This window comes from Paenibacillus chitinolyticus, assembly GCF_045038035.1.
Classification (GTDB): Bacteria; Bacillota; Bacilli; order Paenibacillales; family NBRC-103111; genus Paenibacillus_F; species Paenibacillus_F chitinolyticus_A.
In genome coordinates this window covers 5129636-5143637 of sequence record NZ_CP173427.1, presented here as the reverse complement: position 1 = coordinate 5143637, position 14002 = coordinate 5129636, and the positions used below count along the sequence as shown (strand labels likewise).

General features: G+C 55.0%; 12 protein-coding genes. 11 read left to right on the top strand and 1 reads right to left on the bottom strand.

The genetic code is table 11. From position 1 onward, the window contains the following. Positions 1-221: 221 nt before the first annotated feature. The 9 genes from ACI48J_RS23175 (at position 222) to ACI48J_RS23135 (ending at position 10600) form a co-directional block, all read left to right on the top strand. Complete coding sequence (locus tag ACI48J_RS23175; protein ID WP_326056491.1) at positions 222-1232, top strand: substrate-binding domain-containing protein; 1011 nt, start codon at positions 222-224, stop codon at positions 1230-1232. Next, positions 1229-2800 (top strand): histidine kinase, encoded by a 1572-nt coding sequence (locus tag ACI48J_RS23170; protein ID WP_405080408.1) that lies wholly within the window; start codon positions 1229-1231, stop codon positions 2798-2800. Before ACI48J_RS23175 ends, ACI48J_RS23170 begins: the two co-directional genes overlap by 4 nt. Continuing rightward, positions 2775-4415 carry a response regulator gene (locus tag ACI48J_RS23165; protein WP_405080407.1) on the top strand — a complete coding sequence of 547 codons (1641 nt, stop codon included), beginning with the start codon at positions 2775-2777 and terminating at the stop codon, positions 4413-4415. Before ACI48J_RS23170 ends, ACI48J_RS23165 begins: the two co-directional genes overlap by 26 nt. A 176-nt stretch (positions 4416-4591) precedes the next feature. Next, positions 4592-5200 carry a pentapeptide repeat-containing protein gene (locus ACI48J_RS23160; RefSeq protein WP_405080406.1) on the top strand — a complete coding sequence of 203 codons (609 nt, stop codon included), beginning with the start codon at positions 4592-4594 and terminating at the stop codon, positions 5198-5200. A 273-nt stretch (positions 5201-5473) separates the two neighbouring features. Next, positions 5474-6805 carry an ABC transporter substrate-binding protein gene (locus tag ACI48J_RS23155; RefSeq protein ID WP_405080404.1) on the top strand — a complete coding sequence of 444 codons (1332 nt, stop codon included), beginning with the start codon at positions 5474-5476 and terminating at the stop codon, positions 6803-6805. 107 nt (positions 6806-6912) lie between these two features. Next, complete coding sequence (locus ACI48J_RS23150) at positions 6913-7842, top strand: carbohydrate ABC transporter permease (protein WP_405083275.1); 930 nt, start codon at positions 6913-6915, stop codon at positions 7840-7842. Next, complete coding sequence (locus ACI48J_RS23145; RefSeq protein WP_326054000.1) at positions 7842-8663, top strand: carbohydrate ABC transporter permease; 822 nt, start codon at positions 7842-7844, stop codon at positions 8661-8663. The genes ACI48J_RS23150 and ACI48J_RS23145 overlap by 1 nt, the downstream gene beginning before the upstream one ends. Before the next feature lie 265 nt (positions 8664-8928). Next, positions 8929-9882: an LCP family protein gene (locus tag ACI48J_RS23140; protein WP_405080403.1), complete on the top strand. Its 954-nt coding sequence runs from the start codon at positions 8929-8931 to the stop codon at positions 9880-9882. A 199-nt stretch (positions 9883-10081) separates the two neighbouring features. Next, the gene (locus ACI48J_RS23135) at positions 10082-10600 is read left to right on the top strand and encodes a tyrosine-type recombinase/integrase (protein ID WP_405080401.1); all 519 of its coding nucleotides are present in this window, start codon (positions 10082-10084) and stop codon (positions 10598-10600) included. Positions 10601-10968: 368 nt separating this feature from the next. On the opposite strand, the gene ACI48J_RS23130 is transcribed toward ACI48J_RS23135, so the two are convergent. After that, positions 10969-11343, bottom strand: a complete 375-nt coding sequence (locus ACI48J_RS23130) for a helix-turn-helix domain-containing protein (protein WP_009672225.1) — start codon at positions 11341-11343, stop codon at positions 10969-10971. A gap of 476 nt (positions 11344-11819) precedes the next feature. Between ACI48J_RS23130 and ACI48J_RS23125 the strand changes: the two genes are divergently transcribed. Then, positions 11820-12611, top strand: coding sequence for a tyrosine-protein phosphatase (locus ACI48J_RS23125; protein WP_405080400.1), 792 nt, complete (start codon positions 11820-11822; stop codon positions 12609-12611). Positions 12612-12875: 264 nt separating this feature from the next. Next, positions 12876-14000 (top strand): nucleotidyltransferase family protein, encoded by a 1125-nt coding sequence (locus ACI48J_RS23120; protein ID WP_405080398.1) that lies wholly within the window; start codon positions 12876-12878, stop codon positions 13998-14000. The last annotated feature ends 2 nt before the right edge of the window (positions 14001-14002 follow it).

Genomic DNA, 14002 nt, shown 5'->3' with positions numbered 1-14002 from the left:
GCTCTCGGTTTCTCATTATATAGACCGTTCGTGTCCGGTCACACCGACTCAGGTCTAGGTTTGCTGCCCGACCTTGGTACAAAAAAGTCCCCGACCCCGCCCGACCACATGGAGAATTTTTTTGCTATAATAGGCATACCCATCAAACTGTAACCGCATACAAATTAAAGGAGGCGGGGACAGGGCATCGCTAAAACCGGATTTTTCGGAGGAGGAGCAACGTGAAGAAATGGGCCCCGTCCAAATGGACCGTCGGCCTCGCCGTGCTGTTTGCGCTGTTCGTGCTGCTGCTCGGCAGGTTTGCTTATACAAACGCCCAGATCAACGGGATTGTCCGGGACATACAGGACCGCGGCCATACGCCGGTTCCAGGCGGAAAGACGAAACATGTGGTCATGATCTCCCAGGAGCTGGACAACCCTTTCTGGCGGACGATTGAAAAAGGCGCAAGGGACGCCGCGGAGCATTACAACATTAAGTTGGAGTACAGCGGCCCTTACCGCAACGATATTGAAGAGCAGACGGAGATTTTCGGCAAGGCGATCGCCGGTAAGCCGGACGGGATTCTCATCCAGGGAATCCGCAGCGAAGCTTATAACAAACTGATCGACAAGGCCGTCGAACAAGGAATCGCCGTTCTGACCGTCGATACGGACAGCCCGGACAGCCGCAGGCTGAGCTATGTCGGCACCGACAATGTGGAATCCGGACGGCAGTTGGGCGAGCTTGTGGCAAAAGCTTACGAAGGCCGCAGCGCGTCCATCGGCATGGTGATCGGCAGCTATGAGGCCGGCAACCAGCAGCAGCGGCTGGAAGGTTTCCGTTCCGTTGTGGATGCCGAGCCGAATCTCAAAATCGTGGAGGTCGGCGTTTCCAACATCTCCCGCATCCAGGCGACCCAGACCGCGGAGCACATGCTGCGCAGCAGGGAAGGCATCGATGTGATGGTCGGTACGAGCGCGCTGGATGCGCTCGGTATTTTGCAGGCGTCCAAAAGCTTGAATAAACAGGAGCAGGTCCGCATTTTCGGATTCGATGACCTGACGGAGACCCGCGAGGCGCTGGCCCGCAAAGAAATTGAAGCGTCAGTGATCCAGAAGCCGTATACGATGGGCTTCCAGTCGGTCGAAATGCTGAACCGCTATTTTCAGGGAGAAACGCTGCCCGATGTTTCTTTTACCCGAATAGATATCTTGAATCCGCAAAATGCGGGAGCGGCGGTGGCGCCGTGAGTATCCGCATGAAGCTGTTCCTGTTTATTCCGGCTCTCGTCATTTTGATGAACTCGGTTACGTTCTTTATTTATCAGAGCGGACGGACGGTCCAGGAGAGCTATCATTTGACGATGGACCGTATCTTGCTGTACAAGGAAATCGCCCATAAAACGGAAGAAAGCTTGCGGTCCCTCAGCAGTTATCTGATCGACCTGAACGGAGAAGGCCGCGGAACATTCGTCGCGCTCCAAGACGAGCTGCGCAGCCTCCAGGGCAAGCTGGAGGCGGACGCCAGAAGCGAGGAGGACAGCTTCGCGCGGAGAAATTACGCGAACATGCTCGGCACCTATCTGACGGCGGCCGATTCCGTTCTTATGGCGGTCGAGAGCAAAGACATGCAGCGGTATCTCCAGCGGTATGAGGAGGCGGACAAAACCGCGGGCTATATCAAGGCGGAACACCAGAACCTGGTGGATCTGGAGCTGAGCTTCTACCAGCCGCTCTACAGGCAGATGCTGCTTAAAACGGGCGAAATGAACATGCTCGGCCAGACGCTTGTTGCGGTGAACATGCTGCTCAGTCTGGTTTTCGCCATCTGGCTGTCCCAGAGCATTACAAAGCCGATCGGGCGTCTGGTGCACGCCGCCAGGCAAATGTCCAAAGGCAATTTGGACGCGGCCCCGCCGCCCGTGCAGAACGAAGACGAGATCGGCATACTGACGCTCGCCTTCGGGCATATGCAGGTCAATTTGAAAGAACTCATCGCGAAGAACCAGGCCAATATGGAGAAGGACAGACTTGTAAAAGAGCTGGAGATAAAAGCGCTGCAAAGCCAGATCAATCCCCACTTCCTGTTCAATACGTTGAACGTGTTGTCCAAGCTGGCCCTTCTGGAAGGTGCCGAGAAAACAAGCGATCTGACAGTGTCGGTGTCCAACCTGCTCCGCTATAATCTCCGCAAGCTGGATCAGCCGGTTACCCTTCGCGAGGAAGTCGATCACGCGCGGGAGTATTTTGCAATCCAGCAGTCCCGTTTCCGGGACCGGATCTCGTTCGAGACGGACATAGACGAGCGGGCGCTGGATCAGAGGATTCCGTGCCTCACGCTTCAGCCGCTGCTGGAAAATGCCTTCATGCACGGGATCGAAAGCATGGAGGAGGGAGCTTTCATCCGGCTCGGCATCAAGAAGGCCGGAGAGAACATCCGCGTCACCGTGGCGGACAACGGAGCGGGGATGGATGAGAAGACCCGGCTTCACTTGCTCCGTTACGGATCGGAGTCCGCTGACGGGGCGGGGTTCGCTGCGCGTGAAGGGAATTTCTCACCCGGAGGAGTCGAAAGTTCGCCTATGGCGGAGGCAGCCGCCGGGTATGAACGCGGCCGCGCGGGCAGGAAACCGTCCACGGGTCTCGGGACGCAGAATGTATTCCGGCGCCTGCAGCTTTTTTACGGAACGGACGGAATCATTGAAATTGAGAGTGTTCCCGGAAAAGGCACGACCGTGGTGCTTACACTTCCGGAAATGACCGGACAGCGTTCCGGGACAAGGGGGAATGCCTATGTACCGCTTGCTGATCGCGGATGACGAAGCGCTGGAAAGAGAAGGGCTGGAGTGGATGATATCGCGCTCCATGCCCGGCGTATTCGAGGTGATCCATGCCGAAAACGGGCGGACGGCCATTCAGCGAGCCGAGCAGCACCGGCCGGATATCGTGCTGATGGATATTAAAATGCCGGGAATCGAAGGGCTGGAAGCGCTGCGCCGCATAAAAGACATACATCCCCGGATGAAGCTTGTGCTCGTCACGGCTTATGATTATTTCTCTTACGCCAAGCAGGCCCTGGAGATCGGAGTCCGGGATTATGTGTTGAAACCCGCGAAGCGGGAGCAGATGATTGGACTCCTGACCTCACTTGTGCAAGAATTAAAAGAAGAGCATGTCCGCCGGGAAGAGGAACTGAGGACCACGGAAAAACTGGCCCGTCTGGAACCTTTGGCGGAGAGCGAACTGGCTATGCATCTGATGCGGGAGCGGACTTCGGAAACCGAGGAGAGCGATCTGCTGGAGCTGCTTGCCCTGCCCGCCGATCCTTCGGGATACGCGCTGGTTCTTTCATTCGAGGAAGAGGAGCCGCATCGCGCCAACGGCGGACCGGGACTCCGGGGAGGCGGCGGAGAGAACGGCGACACCGCTTCCCGGAAGCAAATGTACGACGCGGTCAAAAGCTGGTGCCGCACACGTTACACGTGCGTGGTCAGCCCGCTTATGGGCCGTCACCTGGCTGTTTTTGTGATCCGGCCCGGTGAGACGGAAGAGAGTGGCGGCACAGGCCGGACTTCGCTTAGTGAGCCGAAGAGTGCTTCGGCAGAAGAAGGCGCGCGGGCCTGCGGTGAAACCGCAGCCGTCTTGGCTGCCGAGACCGCGGAGAAGGCCGGCACAGGCCGGGATGGCGGAACCGGGGCGGGGAGCAGCCAGCACGAGGCAGCCGCGGCGAATGCCGCACTGGCCGCGGGCAGCGGCCTAGACGGGGCGGCGGTGAAGCCGTGTCACGGCCGGCCCGTCCCGCCTGCCGCGTCGGCGGAGGCCGCCGAGCCTGCCGCAGCCGCAAGCAAGCTGCACGGCTACGTGAGCGGCCGGCTTGGCCGGCGGGCGACCGTCGGCGCCGGCAGAGCGCATCACGGCCTGGCGGGGCTGCGCCGGTCCTACGCCGAAGCCTGCGCCGCCGCTATAAACGCGGACGAATCTGCGTTTGTCCGCGTTTATGACGGCGAGTCCGCAGAAGGCGGCCCGCCTGTCACGGCCGGGAACGCCGCGGCGGGTCACGGCGTTCCCGGCGAGCTGGAGCTTGCCGCGCAAAGGCTGCTGAGCGAGCGCGAAGAGCGCACGACCTCCGTGCTGAAGGAGGCCAAGGAGTGGATCGACGCACACTTCGTCGAAGAGATTACGCTGGAGCAGGCGGCGGAGCGGGTGCATTTGAGCCTCCATTATTTCAGCAAAATGTTCAAACGGCATATGGGGGAGACGTTCATTGATTATGTCACCCGCCTGCGCATCGAAAGGGCCAAAGAGCTCATGAAGAACGACGAGCTGAGCCTGAAGGAAGTCTGCTTCGAGGTCGGCTACAAGGACCCCAACTACTTTAGCCGGGTATTCCGCAAAGTAACCGGGATATCCCCGACCGGATACCGGGGGCGTTAGTTCCATGGCGTTTTCTGTGGCTGACGACCGTCATGCGACGCCCCGCCGAGCCGGGAACTCGCGGTGTGCGAAGGAATACATCGGCGGCCCCGGCAGCAAACCGTGCAAGCTGCACAAACTGCATGGCCAAGCAGGATTTTGTGACAAGTATACACTTATGGAATGGAAGAGGACTTATGTATTCTTATATAGAAGAAACTTACACAGGTACGGATTTCAGCGGACGCGATTTGGGAGAGGGAGAGCTGCGGAACTGCACGTTCGAACGATGCCGTTTTATCGGCACCCGTCTGGAAGAAGCCTGGACCGAGAGCTGCCAATTTATCGACTGTGATTTCTCCGGAGCGCAGTTCAACGCCTCTTCGCATAAGCGGAGCGCTTTTACCAACTGCCGGTTCCGGGGAGCCAATTTTTTTGTCGCCAAATTTGAGGAGTGTAAGATGATCGGCTCCGATTTTAACGAGGCTTCTCTGGACGGAATTACGATTGCCGGGGGAGACTGGTCTTACACGAATTTGCGTTTTGCGAATTTATCGAAGCAGGCCATGAGGGGAATCCGGCTGGTCGAAGCCGATTTATATTCCTGCAACCTCGAGAAGGCCGACTTAAGGGACGCCGATCTCACAAGGGCGAGAATGGGCAAATCCCGGATGCAGGGGGCGGACCTGCGCGGAGCTCTACTGGACGGGGTCGATTTTATGGCGCTCGATATAAAAGGGGCCCGCATGGACGCCCATCAGGGAGCGGCTTTCCTGCGCGCATATGGAGCCAAAGTTGACGACTAGACCGGGCAGGCGGAAGCCGTCCGGCGAAATCCATTCCGTTTGTATAGCGGGATGGATTTTTTTGTGGAAATGAGGACCTGGCAGCGCAAAATAATGCTGGTTATTGAAAACAGACAGGAGGCGCTTTCACAAACCGCAAATCATTCCAGAACCCGCACAAACTTGTGCAGATGATTCCGCATCCGATGGCCGTCAGCCTGTGCTACGATATTTGTGTAAGCGGATACATCAACGATACAGCCCATAAATATAACGAAAAAGGGGATCGATCACATGAAACGCAAGATGGTCACCGTACTCTCCGTCATGACGATAGGTACGACACTGCTCGCAGGCTGCGGGTCCGGAGAAAGCGGCGGGAACGGAGCGCAGACAACGCCCGGAGCGTCCTCACCGGCTTCGTCGCCAGTGGCAGCCGGCGCCAAGAAAGTGGAGATTTTCAGCTGGTGGACAGGTGCCGGTGAAGAAGCGGGCCTTAAAGGGCTCATTGATCTTTTTAAAACGAAGAACAAGGACATTGAACTGGTCAACGCGGCCGTGGCGGGCGGTGCGGGCACGAATGCCAAAGCGGTGCTTGCCAGCCGCATGCAGGGCGGCGATCCTCCCGGTACGTTCCAGGTGCACGGAGGCGCCGAGCTGAATACGGGCTGGGTGGCGGCCGGCAAGATGGAAGCGCTGAACGATCTGTACGACAAGGAAGGCTGGAAGGATAAATTCCCGAAAGATCTGATCGACCTTGTGAGCAAGGACGGCAGCATTTATTCGGTTCCGGTGAACATCCATCGCGGCAACGTCCTCTTTTACAATAAAAAAGTATTCGACGCGAACGGCCTGAAGGCGCCGAAGACGTTCGACGAGTTCTTCCAGGCGGCCGACGCGCTGAAAGCGAAAGGCATCACTCCGCTTGCGCTGGGCGATAAAGAGCCTTGGACAGCCACGATGATTTTCGAAAACGTGCTGCTCGGCACGCTCGGACCGGACGATTACAAGAAGCTGTGGACGGGCGAAATTTCCTTCGAGGACGCCAAAGTGAAGCAGTCGCTGGAAACGTTCAAGAAGATGCTTACTTACACGAACAAAGACCACGCCGCCCGCAACTGGCAGGATGCGGCCCAGCTCGTGGCGAAAGGCGAAGCCGCCATGAATATCATGGGCGACTGGGCGAAGGGCTACTTCACCACCGATCTGAAGCTGAAGGCCAATGAGGATTTCGGCTGGGCGGCGACGCCGAACACCGAGAACAGCTTCATGGTCATTACGGACACTTTCGGTTTGCCGAAGGGCGTGAAAGATCCTGAAGCCGTGAAGGAATTCCTGAAGGTGCTGGGCTCCGTCGAAGGACAGGACGTCTTCAACCCGCTGAAGGGCTCGATCCCGGCACGCACCGATGCCGATACGGGCAAGTATGACGCCTACGGCAAGCAGACGATCGAAGAGTTCAAAAAGAGTAAGCTCACGCCGAGCATGGCGCACGGCTCAGCGGCTCCGGAAGGCTTCGTGACTCAAGCCAACCAGGCGATGACCATCTTCGTCACGAAAGGCGATGTGGAGCAGACCGCCAAGATGCTTCAGCAGGCGGCAGCCGCAAGCGGCATGAAAAAATAACGAAAACGGTCAGGTGGGCGACCATCTGACCTTCTTTTTCCGGAAGGAGGCTGGAGGCTGTGCAAACGGAATCGGCGGTGCGTGTGCCCGCAGAGATAGAGCGGGGTATGAGGCCCCGGCGCAAGCGGAAAGGCGGCAGATGGGTGCCGTTTCTTATGGTGCTGCCGTCTTTTGCCGCTATCCTGGTGTTCGTATACGGCTTTATCGCCTGGACGGGATACGTATCTTTGTCCAATTGGAACACACTGGTGAAGGATTTATCCTTCGCGGGTTTAAGCAACTTCAAATTTCTGTTCGGCGATTTCCGTTTTCAGTCGGATCTCCGCAACACGCTGATGTTTACCGTCCTGTTTATCGCGGCCACGATGGCGATCGGAATTTTCCTGGCAATGATGGTGGACGCGAAAATTAAAGCGGAGGCTCTGTTCCGCAACATTTTTATTTTCCCGATGGCGCTCTCGTTTGTGGTAACCGGAGTCGTCTGGCAGTGGATTCTCAATCCGTCGACGGGGGTGAACCTCATCCTGAAGTCTTTCGGAGTGACGGATCCCCCGAAGTGGTACACAAGCACGGAAATCGTGCCGAGCATCGCCTGGGGACTGATCGACTTCGGTTTGCCGCTGGCCCTGATTGCCGTTGTCATTGCCGCGGTATGGCAGATGTCCGGCTTTACGATGGCGATGTATCTCGCCGGGCTGCGCGCGATTCCGGACGAGCTGCGGGAAGCGGCCCGGATGGACGGGGCTTCGGAGCGGCAGGTGTTCACGAGAATCATTTTGCCGCAGCTGCGGCCCGTTACGGTGAGCGTGGTGATCATTCTCGGGCACATTTCACTTAAAATCTTCGATCTCATCTTCGCGATGACCGGGCCCGGGGCGATGTTCCTGACTGACGTGCCGGGTGTCTACATGTTTGAGACGACCTTCCGCGGCAATCATTACGCTCAGGGGGCTGCCATCGCCATTATTATGCTCCTGTTCGTATCGCTGCTGATCGTTCCGTATCTCTTCTCGAGTCTGAAAAAGGAGGAAGGCTGATGCGTCTCGCGCAGATCAACCGTTCGCTGCTCTATATGCTGCTCGCCGTCATGGCCTGCCTTTACCTGGTGCCGATCTACGTGCTCGGGGTGACCAGCTTCAAAGGCTTGAACGAGATTACGCTCGATCAGATGTGGAGGCTGCCGTCTTATCCGGATTTCTCGGGTTATAAGACCGCTTTCGACAAGCTCGCGCCGAATTTCCTGAACAGCCTGTATCTTGCCGTACCGGCGACACTGCTGTCCGCTCTGCTCGGATCGCTTAACGGCTACGTGCTGTCCAAGTGGCAGTTCCGCGGATCGAACACTCTCTTTGCCCTGATGCTGTTCGGCATGTTTATCCCGTACCAGAGCATTCTCATTCCGCTCATTCAGTTCCTGCAGACGATTCACCTGTACAATTCGATTCCCGGCCTTATCCTTGTCCATGTCGTGTACGGTCTGCCTATCTGCACCCTGATCTTCCGCAATTTCTACGCGGGCGTGCCGGACGAAATCATGGAAGCGGCGAAAATCGACGGCACCGGCTTCTTCGGGGTGTACCGCTATATTATTATGCCGCTGTCCATTACCGGCTTCGTAGTCGTCGGCATCTGGCAGTTCACGAACATCTGGAACGAGTTCCTGTTCGCGGTGACACTGACTTCCCAGAAGCAGCAGCCCGTCATGGTCGCTCTGCAAAATTTGTCGGGAAGCCAGATCGTGCAGTGGAACGTGCAGATGGCCGGAGCCATTTTGGCGGCCCTCCCGACTTTGCTCGTCTATATTTTCCTCGGCAAATATTTTGTCCGCGGCCTGCTTGCGGGCTCTATTAAAGGCTGAGCGCGAAGCCGCTTGGCGGCAGCAAAAGTCTGCGTCCTTTCCGGAGAAGGATGCGGGCTTTTTGTGTATCCGGAGAGGAAAGGGGGGAAGACCGGACGCCGGACAGGCGAACAGGCAGAGAGGAATCGGTGACATGGGACAGGATTCGATTCCCTTGAACCTTAAGTCCCGAATTTTAGGAAATATCGGAACCTCAGGCAGTTGTTTTCCAAAAGGTTTGATGATACAATTTGTATCGTATGACGAGAGTGAGGGAGGACCTTTCTTGAAGAAAAAAACCAAATGGAAAATCGCTGCGTTCAGTGTTCTCGTAATCGGGGTTTCGGCCGGCGGCTGGGCTTACTGGAGCCTGGACCCGTCCAGACATTTCGAGAATCAGGATATCCCCGTACTGGCACAGCCGCAAACTGCCGAAGCGGCAGCACCGGTTCAGGAAACGCCCAAACCGGACATGAAGTCGTTTAACATCCTGATTCTCGGCATCGATTCACGAAGCGGGGAGCCTTCCCGCAGCGATGTGATGATGGCGGTTCATGTCGTACCGTCCGAGCGCAAAGTCAATATCTTGTCCCTGCCCCGGGATACGCGCGTGCCCGTTAAGGGAGTCGGTTTGACGAAGCTGAATCATGCGCACATCGTGGGGGAGTCGAAGGGAGGCAATCAGCAGGGAACGCTTACGGCCACGCAGACGGTCAGCGATTTTCTCGGCGTGCCGATCAACTATTATGCCAAAACGAATTTCGAAGGATTCAAGCGTATTGTCGACAAAGTCGGAGGCGTAGACCTTACGCTGGAGAAAGACCTGCATCTGAAATGGCAGAAAACGACGATTCCGAAAGGGCAGCAGCATTTCGACGGAGACACGGCCCTGAAAGTCGTACGGGAACGCTACGGAGCGGAAGGAGGAGAATTCGGACGGCAGGAAGAGCAGTCCAAAGTTCTTCGTTCCATTGCCATCGAACTGTTAAAGCCGGATAAAATTCCGCAGCTGGCGACGCTCCTGCCTTCCTTGCGCAAGGACATTCTCGATACGAATTTCTCGGATTCCGATCTGATCAGCCTCGCCTGGCTTTTCAAAGGGGTCGGTCATGACAACTTCAATTACTCTCAGCTTCCGGGGCACAGCGGACGTGAAGAAGACCCGCTTGTCGGCTCCAATTTGTACTACTGGATTCCCGATTCCGAGGCCGTCAAAAAAATAAAAGAAGATTTATTTTAGATATTATGATACAATTTGTACCAAAATAAAGTCTTTAGACCTAGATACAAAGATTCATTCCCGCAGGCGGACATGAGGATTAAGTAATGATAAAAGATCGCCAAAGGGACTAGGCATACGAAATGTGGTGTGCTATAATGCCCTTGATACAAAATGTATCATACCATGGGTTAACTAATTTAATGGAGGGATTTCTTACATGCAAGTGGCCCAACCTATTCGTGACCCCGAAAAAATTACAGAACTTCAGGACGTCCTGAAGAATCATTCCATGCGGGATTGGCTTCTTTTTACGATCGGCATTAATTCGGGTCTGCATCTCAACGATATCTTGAGACTCCGGGTGAAAGACGTGAAAGACCGCAATGAAATCAGCATCACCGAGGAGAAAACCGGCAAGAGCAAATCGTTCTGGGTCGATGACGCCTTGAAGTCTTACATCGGCGAGTATGTGCAGTATATGGACGACGAGGACTTTATGTTTCCTTCGCAAAAAACGGGCAAACCGATCAAGCGCATCCGCGTCTACCGGATATTAAACGAAGCCGCCAAGCGGGTGGGATTGCAGGACATCGGCACGCATACGCTGCGGAAGACATTCGGGTACCATTATTATCAGCGCACGAAGAATATTTCCGTCCTTCGCGACTTGTTTAACCATTCGGCTCCTTCCGTAACCTTTAAATACATCGGCATCGATAAAAGAAGCAGCGGTTGAGCGTTTACTTTTCATTACTCCGGAGACTCCGAAAAGAGTCGGAAAGACCTGCGACAGCAGATAATCCGATAATGTATGCGGTTTCATAAAAAATCCCGGCTAAACAAAGAATCGACACCCGGGATGGAGGAGTCGAAAGGTTTGAAAAGGATACAAAATGTGCTTGACACAGATACAAGATGTATCATAAATTAAATTCATGAGCTAAACGCTTCGGTAGGATTACCATTTCGGAACCGGTGAGGGTGCCATAAAAATGACGGATGAAATTGTTATTGATCTGCATAAACTAGTGGACCAGCTGAACTTGAATCCGGCTATACTAAGTTCGTTTCAGACGAGAGGTCCGGGAGACGGAACCGATCCGCCTACTCCGACATCGAACGTTCCGCCCTCACGAAAGCGATAAAACGCTTGGCTTCTTCGGCAGTCAACTTGCGGCCGTCAATGGACAGCGCGAATTTTTCCAGAATCTTATCGTCGGAAAGCTCCAGGCTGTTCACGAAATCTCTTACATCTTCGTCGAGCACCGCATGCGGGTTGGTCGTTCTTCCGAGCAGATAGTCGGCGGACACTTTGAAGAAGGTCGCGATTTTGTTCATCGTTTCGAAATCCGGCTCGCGCCGGCTCGTCTCGTAATGCGATAATGCTGCGCGTGATATGCCGAGTTTGTTGGCCAGCTCTTCTTGAGTCAAAGCATGCTTTTCTCGCAGTTGAGCAATGCGATCCCCATGTTTATTCATCTTAGAATTCCTCTCATTCCACTAGAAAGTAATAACCAGTATAACCACGTCGGCCAATCGTTTAAACCGGTATCACCTAACAACCGCTCGCTTGAATAGGGCTCAATTGGTTACCCGTCAGAGATTACATTGAAAGGTCGATATACTGAAATTATAAATTTTTTGATACAAAATGCAACTATTTGTCGATAAAATGTTTCTCCACAGGCCGTAATAAACCCTTTTTTTATCCCGTTTTTACCTTAATTTAAAGAACTTTATACATTATATTCGGTGGTTACCCACTTATGTAATGTTTGGGATTGTATCATAATTTGAGATGGAAAGCATACGCTAACTATCATCCTATCGTCCCAAGCCCGGGTTACTTCTGCCCACTCATGAAAAAATGAAGGCGGACTTTCATGAAAATTTCATGAAAGTCACGCAAAACTTAACCCGGTCCGGACCGGAATCCCGATGAAGGAGGCGGCCCTATGTATACGGATCTGCACTGCCACATCCTTCCGGGGCTGGACGACGGCGCTCCCGATCTGGAGGCCGCGCTGACGATGGCGGAGCACGCCGCGGCATCGGGCATCAGCCGTGTCGTGGCAACGCCTCATCACGGCGGCGCCTACGACAACGAAGCCCCGGCCGTGCGGGAGGCCGTGGAGCTCCTGCAGCAGGCGCTGGACCGCCGGGGCATCGCCCTGACCGTCCTGCCCGGACACGAGATCCGCGTCTACGACCGGCTCCTCGATGACCTGCTGGACGGCCGGCTCTGCACCCTCGGCGGTTCCCGCTATCTGCTGCTGGAGCTCCCCGGCGGCCGCGTGCCGGGCGGCTTCGCCGAGCTGCTCCACGAGCTGGGAGTGCGCGGAATCGTCCCGATTCTCGCGCACCCCGAGCGGAGCGGCGAGATCCAGCGCCGGCCGGAGCTGCTGCGCGAGTGGATGGACGGCGGCCTGCTGCTCCAGGTGACGGCGGGAGCCCTCACCGGGGAGTACGGCCGTCGGATGCAGGCATTCGCGCTGAGCCTGTGCCGCGCTAATGCGGTCCATTTCCTGGCCTCCGACGCACACGACGTCGTCGTCAGGAAATGGCACCTCGCGGACGCGTACGCGCTCGCAGCCCGGAAGGTGGGGCCGGAACAGGTCTCGGCCTACCGGGCTAACGCGGAATATGTCGCGCGTGACGAAGTCATTGTGCCGGCTGTTCCGGCCCATAACATGTCGCTATCGCGGGCCCTGTGGCCCTGGCCTTTCAATATTCGAGTTAAAGGGTAGGAATTGGTCATTTTTCGCTTGACAAGATACATATCGTATCATAAAGTTAATATTGTAGATACGAATTGTATCGGTTTGGTGTGAAACGGATACTCGTTGTAGCAGAGTCCCTTTCATAAATAATTATCCGCAAGGAGTGAAGCTAGTGAAGAAGACGTATATCGCACCGACAGTTTTGAAACACCAGCAGATCGTTTTCGAGACCAAGCCGTCCAAGCCGCATCCGTGCGATAACGGCGGTCACACAGGCAGTCCGACATGTAAATGACACAGCCCCTCATCCGATTTATGAACGACCTGTATGTGGTTCACGGTGCATTCTCCTTCACTGAGGAAGAATACGGGCAGATCGCCGAAGACTTGGACTTATTCTCCATCACGGCTCAGGTGTACCACATGCTGAAAGAGAAAGGGAGACTCGGTGAGCTCCCCCTCTTTCTCCAGGACCGTCTGAAGCGCAAGGCGGAAGCGACCCTGTTCCAGAACTTGCTTCTCAAGACAGAGACAGACCGGCTGCTCCGGTTGTTCGAGGAAGCGGGGCTTCAGGTCCTGCTTATGAAAGGCATCTATTTCAGCGAGCAGTACTACGGCGGATTCGGAGTAAGAGGAACGACGGATATTGACGTTCTTATCCAACCGGAGAACCTTTCCGCAGCGGCGGACATTGTCGAGACCTTGGGATTTGAACGATTTGATGGATCGGATGCGAGCCATCACGTTGTATACACTAGAGAAGGAGCTGCCGGCCGGCTTCCCATTACGGTTGAAATTCACTGGGGACTGGTGGAGTTTCGTACAGCCGATATCGATTACGATTCATTTTGGAGTCAGTCCCTTCCTTTGCAGAACTATGTGCATATCCGGAGGATGAACGATTCGGATACATTTTACAGTATATGTTTACACGGTTCTCAACACAGGATGAATTCCATACGCTATTTCTTGGACGTTGTTCATTTGCTGCAGAATGCAGATGTTGAATCTGTCAGGAAAGGAGTGGCTCAACGGGCTGCTCGGGAATATACCGTGAAAAGAATAAAAACGGTGCTGGCGGCCGTTGATTATCTCTTCCCGGGCCTTCCGGTTATTGTGCCTGTTAAACGGTCCGTTCCACCCCTGTGGTCCTACTCGCTTATTCGCAGAGTTCAGCAAGGTCATAAGGGGGTTGAGAACGCCGTCTATATTGCAATTTACCACCTGACACAAGTGTATGACAGACCCGTACATACGGGAGCCTGGCTCTGCAATTTTCTTTTCCCCTATGTTCATCCCGCTTTGCTTGGATTGGAAGGAGTGAGGAGCGCCTCACGCTGGAAGCATTTTAAATCCGTTTATGCTGAAAGGTGGAAACGCTTGTTTCGTCAAGTCAAAATGAAAAAATATGTTTAGGA

Bases quoted from the DNA above. Each gene is read 5' to 3' on its own strand.
- ACI48J_RS23125 (WP_405080400.1), top strand. From the start codon at position 11,820: ATGTATACGGATCTGCACTGCCACATCCTTCCGGGGCTGGACGACGGC.
- ACI48J_RS23135 (WP_405080401.1), top strand. From the start codon at position 10,082: ATGCAAGTGGCCCAACCTATTCGTGACCCCGAAAAAATTACAGAACTT.
- ACI48J_RS23165 (WP_405080407.1), top strand. From the start codon at position 2,775: ATGTACCGCTTGCTGATCGCGGATGACGAAGCGCTGGAAAGAGAAGGG.
- ACI48J_RS23150 (WP_405083275.1), top strand. From the start codon at position 6,913: ATGAGGCCCCGGCGCAAGCGGAAAGGCGGCAGATGGGTGCCGTTTCTT.
- ACI48J_RS23145 (WP_326054000.1), top strand. From the start codon at position 7,842: ATGCGTCTCGCGCAGATCAACCGTTCGCTGCTCTATATGCTGCTCGCC.
- ACI48J_RS23160 (WP_405080406.1), top strand. From the start codon at position 4,592: ATGTATTCTTATATAGAAGAAACTTACACAGGTACGGATTTCAGCGGA.
- ACI48J_RS23120 (WP_405080398.1), top strand. From the start codon at position 12,876: ATGACACAGCCCCTCATCCGATTTATGAACGACCTGTATGTGGTTCAC.
- ACI48J_RS23155 (WP_405080404.1), top strand. From the start codon at position 5,474: ATGAAACGCAAGATGGTCACCGTACTCTCCGTCATGACGATAGGTACG.
- ACI48J_RS23130 (WP_009672225.1), bottom strand. From the start codon at position 11,343: ATGAATAAACATGGGGATCGCATTGCTCAACTGCGAGAAAAGCATGCT.